Raw genomic sequence first — 21,228 nt, forward strand, 5'->3', positions numbered from 1 at the left:
GTGCGTCCGCTTGATGTGCGCAAGAGTTTGATGACTCTTTGCAAGATCGCGATTATCTGTTGGCTTGGTGAGCGCGCTCGCAGGGCGGAGCGACGCGTGCGCGGGCTCCTTCCCGGACGCTGAGCGAGCGAGACGAAGCGCACCGCGGACGGCGCGCGCTTCGTCTCGTCGCTGCGCGCCTCGCTCGGCGACCGGGCGGTGAAGCGCGGGGGTCTACTCGGGGACGGGGCCGGTCGAACCGCGCAGGACGAGCTCGGGCTCGAAGAGCAGCTCGTCGCCGGCCTCGGTCGTGCCGGCGACCTGCGAGAGGAGCAGTTCGATCACGGTGCGGCCCATCGACTCGATCGGCTGGCGCACGGTCGTCAGTGGCGGTTCGGTGCAGCTCATGAGCGCGGAGTCATCGAACCCGACGATGCTCACGTCCTCCGGAACACGCAGACCCGCGCGACGGGCAGCGCGCACGGCACCCAGTGCCAGCGGATCGCTCGCGCACACGATCGCGGTCGCGCCGGACGCGAACAGGCGCGAAGCACCGGCCTGACCCGACTCGAGCGAGTACAGGCCCCGCACGACGAGCTCTTCGTCGAGGGGAGACCCGAGCTTCTCGAGCAGCGGCCGGGCTGCGGCGAGCTTGCGCTGCGAAGGGATGTGATCGGGCGGACCGAGCAGAAGCCCGATGCGACGGTGGCCGAGCTGATGCAGGTGCTGGATCGCCTGCTCCGCCGCGGCCCCGTCGTCGGTCGACACCGTCGCGAAGTCGAGCGAGTCGATGCGCGCGTTCACGAGCACGGTCGGGAGGTTCACCTGGCGCAGTCGCTCGTAGTGGGCGTGCGGGGCATCCGCCTGGCTGTAATTGCCGCCGAGGAAGACCACACCCGACACCTGCTGCTGCAAGAGGAGGTCGACGTAATCGGATTCGGTGATGCCGCCCGCGTTCTGCGTGCACAGCAGCGGTGTGTAGCCGTTCTGCGTCAGACCGCCGCCGATGATCTCGGCGAGCGCGGGGAAGATCGGGTTCTGCAGCTCGGGAAGCACGAGCCCCACGAGGCGCGCGCGCCCTCCGCGCAGCTTCGTCGGGCGCTCGTATCCGAGCACGTCGAGGGCCGTGAGGACGGCCTGGCGCGTGGCATCCGAGACCCCCGGCTTGTCGTTGAGCACGCGACTGACGGTCGCTTCGCTGACCCCCACCTTGCGCGCCACTTCGGCGAGACGCTTCGACATGCGCTCAGTGTACGCAAGAACTTGCGTACACGCGCAAGTGGGCGCAAGGGCTCCCCAGGCCGCGAGTGCACGACGTGGCGTCGAGTGCACCGCATGGCGACGTGGCTACGTCGTGCATCGGGCGCGAAGTCGTGCACTCGCGCAGATGGGAACAGGTGGGAACAGGAATGAGCGGATGCGTCCGCGGGTTGCTCTCGGAGATGAGCACTTCCACGTCTGCGCCCCGCCTCGCCCTTTCGGTTCTCGACCTCGTGCCGGTGCGCGCGGGGCAGACGAGCGCGGAGGCGGTCGCGGCATCCGTCGATCTCGTGCAGACCGCCGATCGCCTCGGATACCGCCGCTACTGGTTCGCCGAGCATCACAACATGCCCGCCGTCGCGTCGACCACCCCGCCCGTGCTGGTCGCGGCAGCCGCGGCGCGCACCGAGCGCATCCGCGTCGGATCGGGTGGCGTCATGCTGCCCAACCACTCGCCGCTCGTCGTGGCCGAGCAGTTCGCGGCGCTCGAAGCGCTCGCTCCCGGGCGCATCGACCTCGGCATCGGCCGCGCCCCGGGCAGCGACCCCGTCATCACGCAGCTGCTGCGGCAGAGCGGCACGACGAGCGACGTCGACCGCTTCCCCGACAACGTCGCCGACATCGTGGCGCTCGTGTCGAGCGAGGGCGCCACGGTCCGGCTGGTGAACTCGTCGAGCCACTCGTCGGGCGGCACCTACGGCGTGCACGCGACGCCCGCCGCGACGACCGTTCCCGAGGTGTGGCTGCTCGGATCGAGCGACTACTCCGCGCGCCTCGCTGCGGCCTACGGACTGCCGTATGTGTTCGCGAACCACTTCTCGGGCGAGGGGCTCGAGCGCATCCTCGCGCTGTACCGCTCGGAGTTCCGCCCGAACGAGCGCTACCCCGAGCCGCGCACGTTCCTCACCGCCAACGTCATCGCCGCGCCGACGGCCGAGGAGGCGGAGGATCGCGCGCTCCCCCAGCTCCACATGATGGCGCGCCTGCGCACGAACATGCCGCTCGTGCCGCTCGAGACGGTCGAGCAGGCGAAGGCGAACGAGAGCTTCGACGGGCTCGCGCAGTCCGTCATGGCTTCCGCCCGCGCCAAGTGGTTCGTCGGCACGGGGGCTGACGTGGCATCCGCCCTGTCGTCCTTCGCGCAGCAGTACGACGTCGACGAGGTCATGATCTCGCCGATCGCGGCGTCGTACGACGCGGAGCCGACGGATGCCGCACCCGGCCGCACCCAGACGCTCGAGCTGCTCGCGGACGAGCTCGACCTCGCCGGCTGAGCGAGCGCCGCGGCGGACGTCAGGCGGCGGGCACCCACTCCACCGAGGTCGTGAGCTCGTCGAGGATCTCGGGCACCGGCTCGACGCCGAGGCCCGCACCCTGCGGGACGTCGAGGTGCCCGTCCCGCATGACGAACGGCGGGGTGATGTCGGTCGCATAGAAGCGGTCACTCGCCGACACGTCGCCCGGGAGGGTGAATCCGGGCAACGACGCGAGCGCGACGTTCGCCGCGCGCCCGATGCCCGACTCGACCATGCCGCCGCACCACACCGGCACGCCGTGCGCCGCCGCGAGGTCGTGGATGCGGCGGGCCTCGAGGTATCCGCCCACGCGACCGGGCTTGATGTTGATGACCTGGGTGGCGTCGAGACGGATCGCGGCGGCCGCGGTCTGGGCGGACGTGATCGTCTCGTCGAGGCAGATGGGCGTCTTCACGACCTTCGCGAGGTCGGCGTGGCCGAGCATGTCCTCCTCTTCGAGGGGCTGCTCGATCAGCAGGAGGTCGAACTCGTCCAGCTTCGCGAGGTGGCGCGCGTCGCGAAGCGTGTACGCCGTGTTGGCGTCGACCTGGAGCAGCACATCGTCTCCGAAGCGCTCGCGCACGGCGCGGACGGGCTCGATGTCCCACCCCGGCTCGATCTTGAGCTTGATGCGCACGTACCCCGCGTCGAGGTAACCGCCGACGGCGTCGAGCAGCTGCGGGATCGAGTCCATGATCCCGACCGAGACCCCGCAGGGCACGCGGTCGTGCACCGAGCCGAGCTCGCGCGCGAACGAGCGCCCTTCGGCGCGCAGCTCGGCGTCGAGCACCGCCATCTCGAGCGCGCCCTTCGCCATGCGGTGGCTCTTGAACTTCTTGAGCGCCTCGGCCATCGCCGGCGCATCCGACACCCCCGCCGCCGCGAGCGCAGGGATCAGGAACCGCTTCATGACGTCGACGGCGCCCTCGGTGTACTCGGGCGAGTAGATCGGGTCGGGCAGGGTCACGCACTCGCCCCAGCCGGATGCGGCATCCGTCACCGCCTTCACCAGCAGGATGTCGCGCGCGGTCTGCGTGCCGAACGACGTCCGGAACGGCGACACGAGCGGCATCGCGATGCGCCGCAGCTCGAAGCCTTCGATCTTCATCGGGCGGTTCCCCCTTCGTGTCTCACGATGCCAGGTCCGCGACGAGCGCGGCTACGAGGGCGGTGCGCGGGGCGATCTCGCTGACGATGACGTGCTCGTGCTCGGCGTGCGCTCCCCCGCCGACAGCACCGAGGCCGTCGAGGGTCGGGACGCCGATGCCGGCGGTGAAGTTGCCGTCGCTTCCGCCGCCGACCGCCACGCCGACGAGCGGGTCGAGACCGAGTCCCGCCGCGAGCGCCTGCGCACGAGCGAACAGAGAGGCGGATGCCGCAGCCTCGAGCGGCGGGCGGTTGACACCGCCCCGCACCGCCACGCTCGCGCCGGGCGTCACCGTTGCGAGTGCGCGGATCGCGGTGTCGACGCGTTGCTGCTCGGCGGCGGTGCGCGCACGCACGTCGACCCAGACGGAAGCGCGCGCCGGCACGGTGTTCGTCGTCGACCCGGAGCCGGCGACGGTCGGCGTGACCGAGGTTCCGAGCTCGGGGTCGGCCAGCGCCGCGATGGCGAGGACCTGGTGTGCGAGCTCGATCGTCGCGTTCACGCCCTTCTCGGGCTCGAGGCCCGCGTGGGCGGCGAGTCCGTCGACGGCCACCTCGTAGAGCGAGACGCCCTTGCGCTCGAGCTTGAGCGCGCCGCGGTCGGCCGACGCTTCGAGCACGAACGCGGCACGCGCTCCGCGCGCCGTGTCTTCGATGAGGCGACGCGAGCTCGGCGAGCCCACCTCCTCGTCGCCGGTCACGAGCAGTGTCACCCCGTCGCGGTCGTCGAGCGACGCGATCACGTGGAGGGCCATCGCGAGGCCGACCTTCATGTCGAAGCATCCGGGACCCGTCATGACGTCGCCCGAGATCGCGAACGGGATCCGCTCGATCGTGCCGATGGGCCACACCGTGTCGTGGTGCGCGAGCAGCAGCACGCGGGTCTCCTCGCCGAATCGCCAGCGCAGGTGTGCGACGCCGTCGATCACGAAGCGCTCAGGGGCCACACCCAGCAGCCGTTCGCCGACGGCGGCGACGACGTCGGCCGATCGCGCGACGGCCGCGTGGTCGGCCGAGGGCGACTCGCATTCCACGAGCGCGCGGACCGTCTCGACGATCGCGCCGACCGTGACGGGTTCGGCCGTCATGAGCGCCTCACAGCCAGCCGATGAACTTCTCGGGCGTGATGACGACCGCGACCGAGTACTCGTCCTCGATGCGGTCGATCTTCCATCCGAGGCGGTCGAGGGCGGCCTGGTACTTCGCGAAGTACGCGTCGCCGAGGCGGTCGATCCACACCCTCGTCGACTCGGGCGAGATGACGGCGGTGCCCTGGATGATGTGCACGTCGTCGCCGACCTCGTCGGTCTCGAGATGGAACAGCACTTTCGGGTCGGCCTGGATGTTGCGGGTCTTCACCGAGTGCGGCTGCACGAACACGAGGATCGTGCCCTCGTGCCAGAAGAACCACACCGGCACCGCGTGCGGGTACCCGTCGCGCCCGTTCGTGCCGAGCCAGCCGATCTCATCCGTCTCGAGCCGCTCCAGCGTGCGGGCGTGGATCTCGTTCGTGGGATCGAGTTCGAGCTTCGTCGGCATCAGACCTCCGGTTCTCCGCTGAGCAGCCCGCGGAGCCAGTCGCGGGCCTCGACGAACACGTCGTCGGAATATCGTTCGGGATAGTGGACGACCACCCTGTCGGCGCGCGGGTACGACCCGAGGAACACGACCTTCGGGCTGAAGCGCCGGAGCCCGAGCAGTGCGTCGGCCATGCGCTCGTCCTGGATGTGCCCGTCGGCATCGATCACGAACCGGTACCGGCCGAGGGCGTCGCCGATGGGGCGGGACGCCAGCAGCGACAGGTTGATGCCCCGCGTCGCGAACTGCTCGAGCATCTCGAGCAGCGCACCCGGCCGGTCTTCGGGCAACTCCACGATGAGCGATGTCTTGTCGGCCCCCGTCGGCGGGGGCGGCGGAACCGTGCGCCCCACGAGCACGAAGCGGGTCACCGCGTTCGGGTTGTCGCCGATGCTCTCGGCGAGCAGCTCGAGCTCGTGGTGCTCGAGGATCCCGGGCGGGGCGATCGCGGCATCCGCATCGCTCGTCCCGTCGATCAGGCCCACGGCGCTGGCCACATTGCTCGCGGCCGGGATATGCGCGTGGGCGGGCAGGGTCTTGGTGAGCCACTGCAAGCACTGGGCGTAGGCGACCGGATGCGCCGCCACGAGCGACACGTCTTCGAGGCGTGTTCCCGGGCGGCCGACGAGGACGAACTCGACCGGGACCAGATACTCACCCACGATCCGGAGGCCGGGGACGGTCGCGAGCGCGTCCTGTGCGGTCGAGACCCCGCCGTCGACGGAGTTCTCGATCGCGATCATCGCGGCGTCGGACGTGCCGTCGATGACGTCGTTGAGCGCTTCGCCCACGTTGCGGACGGGCCGCCAGATCTGGTCTCGGGCCTCGGGAACCTGAGCGAGCGCCGCTTCGGTGAACGTGCCCGCCGGGCCGAGATAGCTGTACGTGCGGCGACGGGGAGCCTCGGGCTGGTCGGTCACGGCGTTCAGCCTAGTCCGGGGCGAAGACACGTCGCTCCGCGTCCGGGTCGATGCGAAACCGACGGGCCTTTCGTCCCGTCCGCAGGATCGGTGCGCAGCGAGCATGGAGTCAGCGGTCGGGACGACGGAGCACGAACGATACGGCTGAACCCCGTGGGTCACCTCGTCGGTGCGAAGTCACCCGGCCGCTTTCACTGCATGCGGCGAGGGTTCGCGTGCGCGGGCGAAGTCGCAAGGGGAGCATCCGCCCGCTCGATCCCTTCCCCATTGACGCATCGACGAAGGAACGTCCATGAACAGCATTCCTCCGGTCCCGCCGGCTGCGCCGGCGCCGGCCCCCGACGCGACGCCGCAGTACTCCGCACCGCAGTACGCCGCGCCATCGTCGCCGCCTCCGTACCAAGCGCCCGCGGCGCCCGGTGTTCCCGGCAAGCAGTTCATCGCCGCGTGGCTGCTGTCGTACTTCCTCGGCGTCTTCGGCGTCGACCGCTTCTACCTGGGGAAGGTCGGCACCGGCATCCTGAAGCTGATCACGTTCGGCGGATTCGGCATCTGGTGGCTGATCGATCTCATCCTGATCCTCGCCGGCGCCGCGCGCGACAAGGACGGACGCCCGCTCGACGGATACGACCGGTACAAGAAGGTCGCGTGGATCGTGACCGGTGCGATCGTCGCACTCGGAATCGTCATCAGCGCCATCAACGGTGCCGTCGCCGCGAGCCTCAGCAGCGCCTCGTCGCCCACCGATACCACGCAGATCTCCCGCGAAGAGCCCGTGGCCGAGGAACCGGCCCCCGTGGACGACCGTGAGGCGGTGCCGGGCCTCGTCGGCCTGACCGTCGCGGAAGCCCGTGCCGCGGTGGAGGACGCCGGATTCGTGCTCGCTGTGCCGGACGGCACCGGCGACGACTGGGTCGTCCTGACGCAGACGCTCTCGGAGGGCCGCCAGGCGGACCCCGGCACCGAGATCCTCGTCACCGCGGAGGCGCCGAAGCCCGTGCTGACGCTCGCCCAGGAGAACGCGGTCCGGCGGGCGCAGTCGTACCTCGATCTCACCGGCTTCTCCCGCACCGGCCTCATCGAGCAGCTCGAGTTCGAGGGGTACTCGACGGAGGACGCGACGTTCGCCGTCGACTTCGTGGACGCCGACTGGAACGCCGAAGCGGCCGAGAAGGCCGAGTCCTATCTCGAGCTCACGGCGTTCTCGCGGCAGGGCCTGTACGAGCAGCTGGCCTTCGAAGGCTTCACGCCGGAGCAGATCGAGTTCGCGCTGGCCGCGGTCGGCTACTGAGTCACCCGTCGAGGCGGGAGAGCCGTGTGGCGGTTCTCCCGCCTCGATGCAACCCGGCGACAGAACGCCGCGCCGCGCGGCAGACTAAACGCATGACTCGTGCAGGACAGCCAGCCGAAGCATCCGACCTCATCGACGTCGACGAACTGATCGCCGCGTACTACGACCGCAAACCGGATGCGTCGAACCCGGCCCAGCGCGTCGCGTTCGGCACGAGCGGTCACCGCGGTTCGGCTCTGACGACGAGCTTCAACGAAGACCACATCCTCGCCACGACGCAGGCGATCGTCGAGTACCGGCGCTCGCAGGGGATCACGGGGCCCCTGTTCCTCGGACGCGACACGCACGGGCTGTCGCTTCCGGCCGAGCGCAGCGCGATCGAGGTGCTCGTCGGAAACGGGGTGGATGTGCGGGTGGACGCGCGCGACTCGTGGGTGCCGACGCCGGCCCTGAGCCACGCGATCCTCACCCACAACCGCGGCCGCGCCGCCGACGACCCGGGTCGCGCGGACGGGATCGTCGTCACACCGAGCCACAACCCGCCCCGCGACGGCGGCTTCAAGTACAACCCGCCGGACGGCGGACCGGCCGACGTCGACGCCACGAGCTGGATCGCGCAGCGAGCGAACGAGCTGATCGCGGCGGGGCTCGACGGCGTCGTCCGCACGCGGTTCGCCGACCTCGACGCCGACGCGCTCGGCGAGTACGACTTCCGCGACGCGTACGTGCGCGACCTCGCGAACGTGATCGACATGGACGCGATCCGCTCGTCGGGCATTCGCATCGGCGCGGACCCGCTGGGCGGGGCATCCGTCGATTACTGGGCGCTCATCGCCGAGATGTACGGGATCGACCTGACCGTCGTGAACCCCGATGTCGACCCGACGTGGAAGTTCATGACGCTCGACTGGGACGAGAAGATCCGCATGGATCCGTCGTCGCCGTACGCGATGGCCGCGCTCGTCGCACGGCGCGGCGACTACGACCTGCTCACGGGCAACGACGCCGACGCCGACCGGCACGGCATCGTGACGCCCGACGCGGGGCTCATGAACCCGAACCACTACCTCGCGGTCGCGATCGACTATCTCGTGACGCACCGGCCGGACTGGCCGACGGATGCCGCGGTCGGCAAGACCCTCGTGTCGTCGATGATCATCGACCGGGTCGTCGCCGCCCTCGGGCGTCGGCTCTACGAGGTGCCGGTCGGGTTCAAGTGGTTCGTGCCGGGCCTGCTCGACGGGTCGATCGTGTTCGGCGGCGAGGAGTCGGCGGGAGCGTCGTTCCTGCGGCGCGACGGCGCGGTGTGGACGACCGACAAAGACGGGATCATCCTGTGCCTCCTCGCGTCCGAGATCCTCGCCGTCACGGGCAAGACCCCGTCGCAGCGGTACGCCGAGCTCGAGGCGCAGTTCGGATCGTCGGCCTATCAGCGCGTCGACGCGCCTGCGACTCCCGCGCAGAAGGCGGCACTGGCGAAGCTCTCACCCGAGGCCGTCACGGCGACGGAACTCGCCGGCGAGCCGATCACGGCGAAGCTGTCGCACGCGCCCGGCAACGGCGCCGCGATCGGCGGTCTCAAGGTCGTGACGGATGACGCGTGGTTCGCCGCGCGCCCGTCCGGCACCGAGGACGTCTACAAGCTCTACGCCGAGTCCCTGCGCGGCCCCGAGCACCTCGCCCAGGTCCAGGAGGAGGCGCGCGCGGTCGTGTCGGAGGCGCTCGGCGCGGTGTGAGACGCGCGGCGCGCCCCACCCGGACGCTGAGCGACGAGCGGCCCCCGGGCGCTGAGCGAGGAGGGGCGTACCACCCGGACGCTGAGCGAGGAGGGAAGCGACGAGACGAAGCGCACCACGACGCCGGCGCTTCGTCTCGTTGCGCTCGCTCAGCGACCGGAGAAACGTCCCTCGCGAGGACTTGTGGATGAACGCGACTTCGGCGCCCACCTGTGGATAGTCCGGTCACCGCTGATTCATTTGACTACCGTCCCGGAGATGGCGTATGTCTACATCCTTCGGTGCGCCGACGGTTCCTTCTACACGGGCAGCACGACAGATCTCGAGGCGAGGCTCGCGCAGCATCAGAACGGCGAAGGCGCCATCTACACCCGCGAACGCTTGCCGGTCGAACTCGTCTGGTTCAGCGGCTTCGAACGTGTCGCGGACGCATTCGGGTGGGAGAAGCGCATTCAAGGGTGGTCTCGCGCGAAGAAGCAGCTGCTCATCGACGGGCGGTACGACGAGTGCCGGGCTGGAGTCGTCGGTCGCGAGGGCGCTGATCGAGCACCGCGCTTCGTCTCGCTCCGCTCGCTCAGCGGCCGAGAAGGGTGACCCCCGCACACTGAGCGAGGAGCGAAGCGACGAGACGAAGCGCACAACGACGCCGACGCTTCGTCTCGCTCCGCTCCCTCAACGACCGGGAAGGGTGAGTCGCCTGCTCAGCGCCCGGGAAGGCGGGCGGCCCAGCGGGCGGCGCGGGCCAGGAGCATCCGGTGCTCCCGCGATTCGTACGACCGTTCGTGATGACCGAGCGCCGACACGGCGACGCGGCTGTCACCCGCTTCGCGCACCCACAGCAGCGGATGCCGCACGCCGTCGAGCTCATGGGCGGCGAGCACGCGGATGCCGGGGTCGTCGATCACGAGGTCGGTGTACCGCTCGTCGTAGAGCGTGAAGTCGTCGGCGCCGGCTGTGATCGGGTGGTCGCGGTCCACGATCCGGATGTCGGCGTCGGAGATGTCGGGGTGCCACGACGACGCGTCCACCCACGCCCCGCCGATCGTCTCGCGCCAGAACGGCACGTCGCGGAGCGTGAGCAGCGAGCTGTGGACGGAGAGCACGCCGATCCCACGCGCGAGCGCCGAGGCGAGGCCGGATGCGGCATCCGGATCGATCTCGCCTCCACCCTCGCCCGGACCGGCGTTCATCACGAGCAGATCCGCGCCCCCGAGCGCGACGAGGGCGGCTGCGGGATCGCCGAACACCGTGACCGTCCAGCCGTCGTCGGTGAGCGTCTCCGCGATGCGCGCCGACGTCACGGCGAACGCGTGATGCGGGTCGCTGTAACGCCCGCCTCCGCTCGCGATGACGGCGGTCGGGTTCGGGGAGTCGTTGGGGACCATGAGTGTCGAACCTACCCGCCGAAGACGTCGTCCGGTGCGGCCCTTCGTCTCGTCGCTTCGCTCCTCGCTCAGGGTCCGGGTTTTGGGCCGAACCCTCAGCCGCCGAGGTTCACCCAGATGCCCTTCGTCTCGGTGTAGGCGTCGAGCGCGTTCGCGGCCATCTCGCGCCCCCACCCGCTCGCCTTGAAGCCGCCCCACGGGGCCGCCGGGTCGAGCGTGGGCATCGAGTTGATGTAGACCTCGCCGGCCCGGATGCCGTGTGCGAGCCGATGCCCGAGCGCGACGTCCTTCGTCCACACGCACGCGACGAGCCCGTAGTCGGTGTCGTTCGCCCGCGCGACGAGCTCCTCGGGGTCGTCGTACGAGATGACGGGAAGCACCGGTCCGAAGATCTCCTCGCGCGCGATCGTCATGTCGTGCGTGACGCCGCGGAAGAGCGTCGGCTCGAAGAAGAAGCCGGCGGCGAGGTCGCCGTCCGCGCGCTTGCCCCCGAGCACCACCTCGGCGCCCTGCTCGATGCCGCCCTTCACGTAGCCCTCGACGCGTGCGAGCTGCTCCTCCGACACGAGCGGTCCGAGCTGCGTGTCGGGAGCCAGGCCCGGACCGAGCTTCATGTTCGACATCGCCGAGCCGAGCTTGTCGGTGAACTCGTCGACGCGGCTGGAGTCCACGTAGAACCGGCTGTACGCGGCGCACGCCTGGCCGCTGTTGAAGAGTCCCCCGAGCATGCTGCCGATCACCGCCTGGTCGATGTCGGCATCCTTCAGCACGATGTTCGGGGCCTTGCCGCCGAGCTCTAGGCTCACGCGCTTGAGGTTGCCCGCCGACGCGCGCACGATCGAGCGCCCGACCTCGGTCGAGCCCGTGAACGACACCTTGTCGACCCGCGGGTGGTCGACGAGCGCCTGCCCCACCTCCGGTCCACCCGTCACGAGATTCACGACGCCCTTCGGCACGCCCGCCTCCTCGACGAGCTCGACGAGACGCGTGGTCGTGAGCGGCGTCTGCTCGGCGGGCTTCAGCACGACCGTGTTGCCGGTCGCGAGCGCGGGCGCGAGCTTCCACACCGCGATCGCGAGCGGGAAGTTCCACGGCGTGATGAGCGCGCACACGCCGACCGGCTCGCGACGCGTGTAGTGCAGGTAGCCGGGCACCGAGATCGAGCTGACGGTGCCGTCGAGCTTCGTCGTCCACCCAGCGAAGTAGCGGAACATGTCCGCCGCGCCCGCCATGCTGCCGCGCGCGAACCCGACGACCTGACCGACGTCGCGGCTCTCGAGCTCGCCGAGCTCGTCGGCGTGCTGCTCGATGAGGTCGGCGATGCGCCACAGCAGCTTGCCGCGTGCGGCGGGGGTCATGTCGCGCCACGCGGGATCGTCGAAGGCGCGCGCGGCCGCGTCGACCGCGGCGTCCACGTCGGATGCGGATGCCTCGACAGCCGTGCCGATGACGGCACCGGTCGACGGGTCGAACGTCTCGAACGTGCCGCCGCCGGATCCCGTCGTCCACTCGCCGTCGATGTAGAGCTGTCCGGTGAAAGCCATGCGATCTCCTGTCGTCGCGTCAGTCGAAGAGGACCATGCCGCGGATGTTGCGGTGCTCCCGCATGTCCACGTAGCCCTGGTTGATGTCGTCGAACTCATACGTGCGGGTCACGAGCTCGTCGAGCTTCAGCTCGCCGTCCATGTACAGATCGAGCAGCCGCGGGATGTCGTAGCGCGGGTTCGCGCTGCCGAACAACGCGCCCACGAGGCGCTTCTCGTACGCCGTGATCTCGAACATCGGGGCGTTGATCGTCGTGTCGGTGACGTCTGCGAGCGACGTCAGCACGACGGTGCCGCGCTTTCCGACGAGCGAGAGCGCGTCGCCGACGATCTCGCCGGTCGCCACGTCGACGGTGATGATGGCGGAGTTCGCCATCCGCCCCCATGTGAGTCCGGGCAGCGCGTCCCGCGCCTCCGCGGCGCTCGCGAACGTGTGGGTCGCGCCGAAGGTCCGCGCCTCCTCGCGGTTGAACTCGGACGGGTCGATCGCGAGGATCTGCTTCGCACCCGCCATCGCCGCACCCTGCACGGCGTTCGCGCCCACGCCGCCGATGCCGAGCACGGCCACCGTGTCACCGGGTTTGACGCCCGCCGCGTAGACGGCGGTCGCCCAGCCGGTGGTGACGCCGCATCCGACCAATGCCGCCTTGTCGAGCGGAACGTCGTCGCGGATCTTCACGACCGAGGTCTCGCGCACGACCGTGTACGGCGAGAAGGTCCCGAGCATGCACATGAGCCGTGCGTCGTGACCGTTCACGTGGTGGCGCGACGTGCCGTCGCGCTGCAGGCCCACCCCGATGCCGGCACCCTCGTCGCACAGGTTCTGGTGACCGGTGGCGCACGACTCGCACTTGCCGCACGCGGGGATGAAGCTCAGCACGACGTGGTCGCCCACCGCGAGGTCGGTGACGCCGGGCCCGACCTTCTCGACGATTCCGGCGCCCTCGTGCCCGCCGATCACGGGGAGTGCGTCGAACGGCAGCTCACCCGTGCGCACATGCTCGTCGGACTGGCAGAGCCCTGTCGCCGCGAGCTTGACGAGCACCTCGCCTTCGCCGGGGTCGTCGAGCTCGATCTCCTCGATGCGCCAGTCCTGTCCGTACTCCCACAGCACGGCGGCACGCGTCTTCACATCGTCCTCCTCGTCGAGGTCGTCGGGTTGTCGATCTCTCGTGACCATACGGCGGACGTCGGCGCGCGAACGGTGCGGATTTCACCAGGTGGGAGACGCCGTGAGTGAGTGCCGCCTCCCCGTCCCGCCCTTTCTGTCGAGTCGCCGAGAACGGGGACGGCGGGTTCGGGCGAGCGGGCGCCCATCGGGGAGAATGGCCGGGGCGATCCGGCGGATGCGGCGCGCCCCGACCCCCTGAGGAGGGACATGTCCTGGCTCGTGACCGGCGGCGCCGGCTACATCGGCGCACACGTCGTGCGCGCTCTCGGCGATGCGGGCCTGTCCCCCGTGGTGATCGACGACCTGTCGAGCGGCCACGAGGACTTCGTGCCGGCCGATGTGCCGTTCGTGCGCGGTTCCATTCTCGATCGCGAGCTCGTGGAGCGCACGCTGCGCGACCACGGCGTCGAGGGCGTCATCCACGTCGCGGGGTTCAAGTACGCGGGGGTGTCGGTGCAGCGCCCGCTCCACACGTACGCGCAGAACGTCGAGGGCACGCGCATCGTGCTCGAGGCGATGGCGGCGGCGGATGTCTCGAACATCGTCTTCTCGTCGAGCGCGGCCGTCTACGGCACGCCCGACGTCGACCTCGTGACCGAGGACACCGCGAAGCGCCCCGCGTCGCCGTACGGCGAGTCGAAGCTCATCGGAGAGTGGCTGCTGCGCGACCAGGCCGTCGCGACGGCGGAGTCGGAGCATCCGCTTCGCCACACGTCGCTGCGCTATTTCAACGTCGTCGGCTCCGCCGATCCCGAGGTCTACGACTCGAGCCCGCACAATCTCTTCCCGCTCGTGTTCGAGGCGCTGCTCGACGGCCGCACGCCCCGTATCAACGGCGACGACTACGCGACGCCCGACGGCACGAACGTGCGTGACTACGTGCACGTGCACGACATCGCCCTCGCGCATGTCGTGGCGGCCCAGCGCCTCGCGGCGGGCGAGCCCCTCGAGCCCGCGTACAACCTCGGCTCGGGCGACGGCCTGTCGGTGCGTCAGATCATGGACGCGATGGCCCGCGTCACGGGGATCGACTTCACACCCGAGATCGGTCCGCGACGCCCGGGCGACCCCGACCGCATCGTCGCGTCCGGCGAGCTCGCGGCACGCGACCTCGACTGGCGCATGCGCCACACGGTCGACGAGATGGTGCGCTCAGGGTGGGAGGCGCGTCGCACCGCGCGCTGACCCCGCCGCCCGCCGCCGTCACAGCCGGCGCGCGAGGCTCGCGCCCGCGGCGCGCAGCCAGCGTGCGGGTTCGCCGAGCGCGGCATCCGTCGATCCCGCGAGCTCGGTGAGCGAGACGGCCGCCGCGAAACCCGACACATCGGATGCCGCGGCGATCCGCCCCGCGACGAGAGCCGCCCGCGCGCCGGCCGACGCCGCGAGCGCGACGACGTGAGCGGGCGTCTTGCCCGAGGCGGACTGCGCGTCGAACGAGCCCTCGCCCGTCACGACGACCGCCGCGTCGGCGACAGCCGCCGGCAGCCCGACGAGCTCGGCGACCGCGCTCGCACCCGGCACGAGCTGCGCACCCCACGCGAGGAGCGCGAGGCCCGCTCCGCCCGCCGCGCCGGCGCCCGGGGCGGAAGGATCTGCCGGAAGGAGCGCCGCGAGGCGCGCGAGCCCCGCATCGGCGGCCGCGACCTCGTGCGCGGCGAGCCCCTTCTGCGGCCCGAACACCGCGGCCGCACCCGAGCGGCCGAGCAGTGGGTTCGTCACATCGGTGAGCACGACCGCACCCCCGGCTGGCAGCGGCCGGAGGCCGCTCAGGTCCGCCTCGGCCACCGCACCGAGCCCGCGGGCGCCGCGCGCGACGGGCTCGCCCGCGGCATCCGTGAATCTCACGCCGAGCGCCGTCAACAGCCCCGAACCGCCGTCCGTCGACGCACTCGACCCGATGCCGAGCACGAGGCGCGTGACTCCGTGGTCGAGCGCGGCCGCGATGGCCTCGCCGAACCCGGTCGTGTCGGCGTCCCACGGCAGGCGCCGTGCGCCGAGCAGCTCGATGCCCGACGTGGACGCGAGCTCCACGACGCCCACGCCCCACGGCTCATCCGCCGTCGCGGGAAGCAGGAGCCACGCGGCATCCGTCGCCAGTCCGTCCGGTCCCGTCACCGTGACCGGCATGCGGCGAGCGCCCGGCACCGCGGCGGCGAACGCGTCGAGCGTGCCCTCTCCGCCGTCAGCCATCGGACGCAGCACGATCCGGTCAGCCGGTCGCACCGACGCCCATCCCTCGGCGAGCGCTTCCGCCGCATCCGCCGCCGCGATCGAGCCCTTGAAGCTGTCGGGCGCGATCACGATCGTCCGGGCATCCGGTCCCACGGTGCTCACCAGGCGATCGCAGCCTCCCACACCCGCACGTAGGCCTCGGCGCCCGACATGAGCTGCTGGCGCAGCAGCGGCCCCTCGGCCCCCGCGGCCTGCACGACGTCGACGGTCCAATCGGCCTGCAGTCCGTAGGTCGCGACGCCGTCGACGTTGATGTCGAACGTGCGCTGGCCCATCGTGAAGCGGTCGAGCGTCGCACCGTTGAGCGCGGTGAGCGGATAGACGAGCGGATGCTGCGCCGCATCGTCGCGCGCGTACGCCTGGTCGCCGAGCCCGTTCACGTCGGACCCGAATCCGTACGCCGTGATCGCGCCGGGCGCGGCGGCCGCGCGGTTGGCGCGCCACTCGTCGAGGAAGCCCGGGCGACCCTCCTGCGTGTGGGCGACGTTCGCGTACGAGGCGACGAACCCTCCGACGTTCGCGATGCGCGCGATCATCGAGCGATCCGACCACGTGTGCGCCGTGATGACCCCGGGGTATCCGCGCTGCTCGGCGAGGTCGAGCACCGCATCCGCCGTCTTCACGCTCATGTGGTCGATGTGGATCATCATGCCGCGGTCCATCGCCTGGTCGATGAGGTACCGGCCGAGGTCGGTGAGGCCGCGGATGTTGCACACCGGACCCTCGGGATACACGGGCACGATCGTGCCGGCCGGCAGTCCCGACGAGCCGAGCAGCGCCGCGATCTCGTCGCTGCGCAGCGGCTGCTCGTTGTCGTGGGCCTCGGTCTCGCACGGCTCGACCTGCCACCAGTGGCCGGTGGAGACCTTGTTGCCGATGTTCACTGCGGCGCCCTGCGTCCCCGCGTCGAAACGCGTTCCGCCGAACGCGTTGTCGAACTTGTGGACGGGGTAGATCCCACTGACGCCGTACGACTCGAGCTCATCGAGGCCGGCGTCGATCTGCGCGGTCGTGCACTGCGGCACGCCGCGGATCTCGCGGCATCCGAACAGCTCCGAGTTCTCGACCCCGACGATCACCGCGAGCTTGCCCTCGGCGGCGATCCGCCGCACCTCGGCGGGTGTCTTCGCGATGCGGAACCAGCCCTCGCCCGGACCGCCGGACTGCGCGTCGATGTAGTCCTGCATGTCCTTCAGGTACTGCGCTTGAAGCCGGATCTGCTCCATCTCGTCGCAGCTCGTCACCTTGGTGGGGTAGATCTCGCAGATCACGCGGTTTGCGACGAGCAGCGCGTTGAGGATGCGCTCGCCCGACAGCCATGCGCGCTCGATGCCGCGGAAGTACGCCTGCTCGTGCAGGAGGGTTCGCGGTGTCGGCCAGTCCTTGAACGTCGGCCATCCGCGGTAGTCCATGAACGGGTCGGTGCGCGCGATGAGGGCGCCGAGATATCCGCTCACGCCGATCGCCGAGTGCGAGAGGCAGCCCTTGAGAGCCTCTTCGACGCCGCCCGGGTGGAAGGGCGTGCCGCACCGCATCCGTCCACCGAACCCGACCGCCGCCGTGACGTGCGTGTGCGCGTCGATGAAGCCGTTGAGCGTGCCGTCGGGGTTGACCGCCGGCTGCGCGGCGCCGCTCACACCGGTCGCGACGTCGGCGACGGTCGCACACCCGGTCGCCGGCACGAGCGTGAACGCCCCGTTCGCCGCGACCAGGGCACCCAGGAACGACCCGATGCGCTTGCCGTTGAGGGTCGCCGCGATCTGGTACGAGTTGCCGTCGCGCGTGACGGTCCAGTCGGCGCGGTCGCCGTAGCTCGAGCCGGGCATCACGGTGTTGAGGACGCTGAGGTACAGCACGCTCCCCTTGTGGTCGATGAGCCGGTAGCGGCCGAGCGCCGTGGCCTCGAACCGGATCTTCGCCGCCTGCGCCGCCGAACCCGACGTGCCGTAGCCGAGCGTCCCGCGCGTGACGTGGTTCGACGACCCGCCGCCCACGCGCAGCGTCACGCACACGCCGTCGAGATCCGTCGCGGGGCTCGGGGCCGCTGCGGCGGGCGCGAGCGGCGCCGCGACGAGACCCGCGGCGACGAGTGCGCCGATGAGCACGCGTCGGAGCCGGCGGCGGGATCGGGGGTTTCTCGGGGATCGGACGGGCTCTGACGCGGGACTGGGGTTCACCGACTCCTCCTCGACGACGCTGTGCGAGACGAGCGGATGCTATCGCCAACGGCGCGCGTGAGGAATAGCGTCGGAGGAGGGCCGAGGCATCCGTCCCCTCCCTCGGCCGAAGTGAGGAGAGAACGTGTCGCACATCAAAGTCGCAACCGAGAACTCGATCGACGTCAAGCTCTTCTACACCGATCAGGGCTCCGGTCAGCCGGTCGTGCTCATCCACGGCTACCCGCTCAACGGAGAGTCGTGGGGCAAGCAGCAGGCCGCGCTCCTCGACGCCGGCTACCGCGTGATCGCGTACGACCGGCGCGGGTTCGGGGCGTCGACGAAGGCCGGCTCGGGCTACGACTACGACACCTTCGCGAGCGACCTGAGCGTGCTGATCGAGACGCTGGATCTGACGGATGCCGTGCTCGTCGGCTTCTCGATGGGAACGGGCGAGATCTGCCGGTACCTCTCGACCTACGGCAGCGACCGCATCGCGAAGGTCGCGTTCCTCGGCTCACTGCAGCCGTACCTGCTCAAGACAGACGACAACCCCGACGGCGCGGGCCCCCAGGAGTTCTTCGACGGCTTCTCGGCCGCGGCGCGCCAGGACCGGTACGCGTTCGTCGCGGAGTTCTTCAAGAGCTTCTACAACCTCGACGACTACCTCGGCTCGCGCATCTCGCAGCAGGCGCTGGATGCGAGCATGCAGGTGGCCGACCACGCCGGCAACATCGCGATCGTCGCCGCGCCGCTCACATGGCCGACGGACTTCCGGGCCGACATCCCGAAGGTCGACGTGCCCGCACTCATCCTGCACGGCACGGCCGACAACATCCTGCCGATCGACGTCACGGCGCGCCGGTTCCGCGAACTGCTGCCCGACGCCACGTACGTCGAGATCGAAGGTGCACCGCACGGCCTTCTGTGGACGCACGGCGACGAGGTCAACGAGGCGCTGCTCGCGTTCCTCAAGTCCTGACGCCGTCGAGCATCGGCTTCAGCAGCGACGGGTCGGGCTCGAGCCCGCCTTGCTCGATGCGGTGCGCGAGCTCGACGACGACGTCGTTGACGGGTGTGCGGATGCCGCGCCGCCGGCCCTCGGCCGCGACGTGTCCGTTGAGGTCGTCGACCTCGGAGTGCCGGCCCTTGCGCCAGTCCTGCAGCACGGTGGTCGTCGCACCGGGGACGACGAATCCGGCGAAGAGCTTGTCGGTCATCGTGTCGACGACGGTCGCGGGGTCGGCGACCTCGTGCGGCTCGAGCCCGAAGATCGGAAGGACCCGGTGGCCGAGGGCCTGCCCGACGGCGAGCGCCTCATTCCCGGCGGCGACCATGACATCGCGGTAGCCGGGCGTGTGCAACGCGTCGAGCATCGGCAGCCCGAGGATCGCCGACGTCACGAGCAGCGTGCAATTGCTCACGAGCTTCATCCACTTCGCGGACTCGATGTCGTCCATGTAGGCGACCGTGCCGGAGTGCCCGAGCAGCTCGCCGATCTCGGCGGCGCGTTCGGTCGGACCACCCGGGAGCGCCCCGACCGCGTACCAGGAGCGCGAGACGCCCGTGTGGCGGTGCACGATGCCGGGCTCGTCCATCGTCGCGGAGCACTCGATCACGGTGCCGATCGTGCGGTCGGCGCCGACGACCTCCTCGACCACGCGGGCCGTCATGCCGTTCTGCACGCCGGCCATGAGACCCCCGGGCGCGAGGTACGGCTCGATGAGGTGCGCCGCCCAGCGCGAGTCGTACGCCTTCATGAGCATGAGCACGACGTCGAACCGCTCGGTGAGCTCGGCGACCTCGCACAGGTGGATCACGCGGGGCCGCACGTGCAGGTCGCCGTCGGGCGAGAGGATCCGCAGGCCGTCCACGCGCATCTTCTCGACGTGCGCGGGCCACTGCTCGATGAGAAGCGGATCGAGCCCGGCGGCGGTCAGGTCGGCCCCGATCGAGGCTCCGTTGGCGCCCGCTCCGAGCACGGCGATGCGCGGGTCGGCCATGCCGTTCCTCCGTTTCCGCCGCTTCATCGCGGCGTGGCCCATGCTACAGCGACGATGTACACTCGTGCGGCACTATGCTGGGCTTTTGCGGGTGATTCCGCGGAATCGTGTGCACTGGCGCTGAACAACTCGACGAGGAGATGGCACGATGATCCTTCACATCGCATCCTTCCGCTGGAAGGACGAGGTCACCGACGACGACGTCGCCGGCCTGACGCAGGCGCTCACCGAGATGGCCGCGCAGATCCCCGTGCTGTGGTCCTACGTCTGCGGACCCAACCTTCATCTGCGTCCGGGCGGAGCCGATTACGGCGTCGCGGCGGTCGTGGCGGATGCGGCGGCCCTCGAGGCCTACCTCGATCACCCCGCCCACAAGGCGGTGTACGACTCGCACCTCGGACGGATGATCGCGGAGCGCACGGCCGTGCAGCTGCCGATCGAGGAAGGGCACTTGAGGTGACCGACATGCGCGCGGCGGTCCTCCACTCCGTGGGCGACCTCCGCATCGACGAGAAGCCGGTGCCCGAACCCGGACCGGGCGAGGTACTCATCCGCGTCACGGTGTGCGGCGTGTGCGGCAGCGACGCGACGGAGTTCGGGCGCGGGCTCGTGCTCGCGCAGCCGCCCGTGACGCTCGGACACGAGTTCGCGGGAGTCGTCGAGGCGCTCGGCCCGGGCGTCGAGGGACTCGAGGTCGGAGCATCCGTCGTGTGCGGTGCCGGCGTCTCGTGCGGCGAGTGCAAGCCGTGCCGCGAGGGCCGCACGAACCTGTGCCGCAGCTACTCGACCATCGGGTTCCATCACGACGGCGGGCTCGCCGGCTTCGTCGTCGCACCCGCGTCGATCGTGCTCGACGTGACCGACTCGGGCCTCGCATCCGACACGCTCGGGATGGCGCAGCCGATGGCGATCGGCGTGCACGCGACACGGCGCAGCGGACTGCGCGCGGGCCAGGACGCCGTCATCGTCGGCGTGGGCGGCATCGGAGCCTTCATCACGGTCGCCGCCGTCGCGACGGGCGCGCGCATCCTCGCGGTGGACCGCGACCCCGAACGGCTCGAGCTCGCGAAGCGGCTCGGCGCGTACGCCGGTCTCGAGGCCGGCACGATGCCGATCGTCGACAAGCTCGACGAGCTCGGCATGGACGCGGACGTCTTCTTCGAGGTGAGCGGCTCGGCTCCGGGACTCGCGTCGGTGCTCGAGGCCGCCAAGCCCGGGTCGACGATCGTCCCCGTCGGCGTGCAGCGCGGCGAGCCCGAGCTGCCCCTCGGCAAATGGACGCTGAGCGAGTACACGATCGTCGGAACGGTCGCGCACGTGTTCCGCGACGACTTCCCCGAGGCGATCCGCCTGCTCGCGAGCCGCGACGACTGGTCCGACATCGCCCACGAGGTGCTGCCCCTCGGCGACCTCATCGACGGTGCGCTCGATCCCCTGCTGAAGGGCAGCTCGGAGCAGATCAAGACGCTCATCGACCCGTGGGCGACGGAACGTCGGCCCGCCGTGCACCGCGCCGACGGCTGACCGCGGGA

Annotated in this window: 19 protein-coding genes; 8 read left to right on the forward strand and 11 right to left on the reverse strand. The window is 70.5% G+C overall.

The window, feature by feature from the left end; genetic code table 11:
* Positions 1 to 213: 213 nt before the first annotated feature.
* The gene (locus VFF97_RS10280) at positions 214 to 1,221 is read right to left on the reverse strand and encodes a LacI family DNA-binding transcriptional regulator (RefSeq protein ID WP_325033405.1); all 1,008 of its coding nucleotides are present in this window, start codon (positions 1,219 to 1,221) and stop codon (positions 214 to 216) included.
* Positions 1,222 to 1,421: 200 nt separating this feature from the next.
* Between VFF97_RS10280 and VFF97_RS10285 the strand changes: the two genes are divergently transcribed.
* Positions 1,422 to 2,513, forward strand: coding sequence for an LLM class flavin-dependent oxidoreductase (locus VFF97_RS10285; RefSeq protein WP_325033406.1), 1,092 nt, complete (start codon positions 1,422 to 1,424; stop codon positions 2,511 to 2,513).
* A gap of 19 nt (positions 2,514 to 2,532) precedes the next feature.
* Here the strand turns inward: VFF97_RS10285 and menC are convergent, their stop codons facing one another.
* Genes menC through pheA form a run of 4 tightly spaced genes read right to left on the reverse strand, consistent with a single transcriptional unit; the run spans position 2,533 to position 6,178 of the window.
* Positions 2,533 to 3,642 carry an o-succinylbenzoate synthase gene (gene menC / locus VFF97_RS10290; protein WP_325033407.1) on the reverse strand — a complete coding sequence of 370 codons (1,110 nt, stop codon included), beginning with the start codon at positions 3,640 to 3,642 and terminating at the stop codon, positions 2,533 to 2,535.
* Between the two features lie 22 nt (positions 3,643 to 3,664).
* Positions 3,665 to 4,768: a M20 family metallopeptidase gene (locus VFF97_RS10295; protein WP_325033408.1), complete on the reverse strand. Its 1,104-nt coding sequence runs from the start codon at positions 4,766 to 4,768 to the stop codon at positions 3,665 to 3,667.
* A gap of 7 nt (positions 4,769 to 4,775) precedes the next feature.
* Positions 4,776 to 5,219: a pyridoxamine 5'-phosphate oxidase family protein gene (locus tag VFF97_RS10300; RefSeq protein WP_325033409.1), complete on the reverse strand. Its 444-nt coding sequence runs from the start codon at positions 5,217 to 5,219 to the stop codon at positions 4,776 to 4,778.
* Positions 5,219 to 6,178 (reverse strand): prephenate dehydratase, encoded by a 960-nt coding sequence (pheA, locus tag VFF97_RS10305; RefSeq protein WP_325033410.1) that lies wholly within the window; start codon positions 6,176 to 6,178, stop codon positions 5,219 to 5,221. The genes VFF97_RS10300 and pheA overlap by 1 nt, the downstream gene beginning before the upstream one ends.
* A gap of 292 nt (positions 6,179 to 6,470) precedes the next feature.
* Here pheA and VFF97_RS10310 point away from each other — a divergent pair, with 292 nt between their 5' ends.
* The 3 genes from VFF97_RS10310 (at position 6,471) to VFF97_RS10320 (ending at position 9,799) form a co-directional block, all read left to right on the forward strand.
* Positions 6,471 to 7,469, forward strand: coding sequence for an Ltp family lipoprotein (locus tag VFF97_RS10310; RefSeq protein WP_325033411.1), 999 nt, complete (start codon positions 6,471 to 6,473; stop codon positions 7,467 to 7,469).
* Positions 7,470 to 7,561: 92 nt separating this feature from the next.
* Positions 7,562 to 9,205: a phosphoglucomutase (alpha-D-glucose-1,6-bisphosphate-dependent) gene (gene pgm, locus VFF97_RS10315; RefSeq protein ID WP_325033412.1), complete on the forward strand. Its 1,644-nt coding sequence runs from the start codon at positions 7,562 to 7,564 to the stop codon at positions 9,203 to 9,205.
* Positions 9,206 to 9,388: 183 nt separating this feature from the next.
* A complete protein-coding gene (locus VFF97_RS10320) occupies positions 9,389 to 9,799 on the forward strand; it encodes a GIY-YIG nuclease family protein (RefSeq protein ID WP_325033413.1) in 411 nt (136 codons plus the stop codon).
* Between the two features lie 107 nt (positions 9,800 to 9,906).
* On the opposite strand, the gene VFF97_RS10325 is transcribed toward VFF97_RS10320, so the two are convergent.
* The 3 genes from VFF97_RS10325 to VFF97_RS10335 all read right to left on the reverse strand — a co-directional run bounded on the left by VFF97_RS10325 (position 9,907) and on the right by VFF97_RS10335 (position 13,266).
* Positions 9,907 to 10,590, reverse strand: a complete 684-nt coding sequence (locus VFF97_RS10325) for a ThuA domain-containing protein (protein WP_325033414.1) — start codon at positions 10,588 to 10,590, stop codon at positions 9,907 to 9,909.
* A gap of 95 nt (positions 10,591 to 10,685) precedes the next feature.
* Positions 10,686 to 12,134 carry an aldehyde dehydrogenase family protein gene (locus VFF97_RS10330; RefSeq protein WP_325033415.1) on the reverse strand — a complete coding sequence of 483 codons (1,449 nt, stop codon included), beginning with the start codon at positions 12,132 to 12,134 and terminating at the stop codon, positions 10,686 to 10,688.
* 19 nt (positions 12,135 to 12,153) lie between these two features.
* Positions 12,154 to 13,266, reverse strand: a complete 1,113-nt coding sequence (locus VFF97_RS10335) for an NDMA-dependent alcohol dehydrogenase (RefSeq protein ID WP_325033416.1) — start codon at positions 13,264 to 13,266, stop codon at positions 12,154 to 12,156.
* A gap of 246 nt (positions 13,267 to 13,512) precedes the next feature.
* On the opposite strand from VFF97_RS10335, the gene galE reads away from it, so the two are divergent.
* Positions 13,513 to 14,490 (forward strand): UDP-glucose 4-epimerase GalE, encoded by a 978-nt coding sequence (gene galE, locus VFF97_RS10340; protein ID WP_325033417.1) that lies wholly within the window; start codon positions 13,513 to 13,515, stop codon positions 14,488 to 14,490.
* Positions 14,491 to 14,508: 18 nt separating this feature from the next.
* Here the strand turns inward: galE and VFF97_RS10345 are convergent, their stop codons facing one another.
* Together VFF97_RS10345 and VFF97_RS10350 are read right to left on the reverse strand one after the other, a co-directional pair.
* The gene (locus tag VFF97_RS10345; protein WP_325033418.1) at positions 14,509 to 15,639 is read right to left on the reverse strand and encodes a glycerate kinase; all 1,131 of its coding nucleotides are present in this window, start codon (positions 15,637 to 15,639) and stop codon (positions 14,509 to 14,511) included.
* Positions 15,636 to 17,642: a hypothetical protein gene (locus VFF97_RS10350; protein ID WP_325033419.1), complete on the reverse strand. Its 2,007-nt coding sequence runs from the start codon at positions 17,640 to 17,642 to the stop codon at positions 15,636 to 15,638. The genes VFF97_RS10345 and VFF97_RS10350 overlap by 4 nt, the downstream gene beginning before the upstream one ends.
* A gap of 196 nt (positions 17,643 to 17,838) precedes the next feature.
* Between VFF97_RS10350 and VFF97_RS10355 the strand changes: the two genes are divergently transcribed.
* On the forward strand, positions 17,839 to 18,675 hold the full coding sequence (locus tag VFF97_RS10355) for an alpha/beta hydrolase (RefSeq protein WP_325033420.1): 837 nt from the start codon (positions 17,839 to 17,841) through the stop codon (positions 18,673 to 18,675).
* On the opposite strand, the gene VFF97_RS10360 is transcribed toward VFF97_RS10355, so the two are convergent.
* A complete protein-coding gene (locus VFF97_RS10360; RefSeq protein ID WP_325033421.1) occupies positions 18,665 to 19,696 on the reverse strand; it encodes a 2-dehydropantoate 2-reductase in 1,032 nt (343 codons plus the stop codon). The two genes, VFF97_RS10355 and VFF97_RS10360, sit on opposite strands and share 11 nt — an antisense overlap.
* A 148-nt stretch (positions 19,697 to 19,844) precedes the next feature.
* On the opposite strand from VFF97_RS10360, the gene VFF97_RS10365 reads away from it, so the two are divergent.
* Together VFF97_RS10365 and VFF97_RS10370 are read left to right on the forward strand one after the other, a co-directional pair.
* Positions 19,845 to 20,156 (forward strand): Dabb family protein, encoded by a 312-nt coding sequence (locus VFF97_RS10365; RefSeq protein WP_325033422.1) that lies wholly within the window; start codon positions 19,845 to 19,847, stop codon positions 20,154 to 20,156.
* A gap of 5 nt (positions 20,157 to 20,161) precedes the next feature.
* Positions 20,162 to 21,220, forward strand: coding sequence for a zinc-dependent alcohol dehydrogenase (locus VFF97_RS10370; protein WP_325033439.1), 1,059 nt, complete (start codon positions 20,162 to 20,164; stop codon positions 21,218 to 21,220).
* The last annotated feature ends 8 nt before the right edge of the window (positions 21,221 to 21,228 follow it).

Source organism: Microbacterium sp. (assembly GCF_035687345.1).
Classification (GTDB): Bacteria; Actinomycetota; Actinomycetes; order Actinomycetales; family Microbacteriaceae; genus Microbacterium.

Excerpts from the sequence above, each read along its gene's own strand:
- pgm (WP_325033412.1), top strand. The coding sequence starts at position 7,562 with ATGACTCGTGCAGGACAGCCAGCCGAAGCATCCGACCTCATCGACGTC.
- VFF97_RS10300 (WP_325033409.1), bottom strand. The coding sequence starts at position 5,219 with ATGCCGACGAAGCTCGAACTCGATCCCACGAACGAGATCCACGCCCGC.
- VFF97_RS10360 (WP_325033421.1), bottom strand. The coding sequence starts at position 19,696 with ATGGCCGACCCGCGCATCGCCGTGCTCGGAGCGGGCGCCAACGGAGCC.
- VFF97_RS10295 (WP_325033408.1), bottom strand. The coding sequence starts at position 4,768 with ATGACGGCCGAACCCGTCACGGTCGGCGCGATCGTCGAGACGGTCCGC.
- VFF97_RS10280 (WP_325033405.1), bottom strand. The coding sequence starts at position 1,221 with ATGTCGAAGCGTCTCGCCGAAGTGGCGCGCAAGGTGGGGGTCAGCGAA.
- galE (WP_325033417.1), top strand. The coding sequence starts at position 13,513 with ATGTCCTGGCTCGTGACCGGCGGCGCCGGCTACATCGGCGCACACGTC.
- VFF97_RS10365 (WP_325033422.1), top strand. The coding sequence starts at position 19,845 with ATGATCCTTCACATCGCATCCTTCCGCTGGAAGGACGAGGTCACCGAC.
- VFF97_RS10370 (WP_325033439.1), top strand. The coding sequence starts at position 20,162 with ATGCGCGCGGCGGTCCTCCACTCCGTGGGCGACCTCCGCATCGACGAG.
- VFF97_RS10325 (WP_325033414.1), bottom strand. The coding sequence starts at position 10,590 with ATGGTCCCCAACGACTCCCCGAACCCGACCGCCGTCATCGCGAGCGGA.
- VFF97_RS10285 (WP_325033406.1), top strand. The coding sequence starts at position 1,422 with ATGAGCACTTCCACGTCTGCGCCCCGCCTCGCCCTTTCGGTTCTCGAC.
- VFF97_RS10330 (WP_325033415.1), bottom strand. The coding sequence starts at position 12,134 with ATGGCTTTCACCGGACAGCTCTACATCGACGGCGAGTGGACGACGGGA.
- VFF97_RS10310 (WP_325033411.1), top strand. The coding sequence starts at position 6,471 with ATGAACAGCATTCCTCCGGTCCCGCCGGCTGCGCCGGCGCCGGCCCCC.
- menC (WP_325033407.1), bottom strand. The coding sequence starts at position 3,642 with ATGAAGATCGAAGGCTTCGAGCTGCGGCGCATCGCGATGCCGCTCGTG.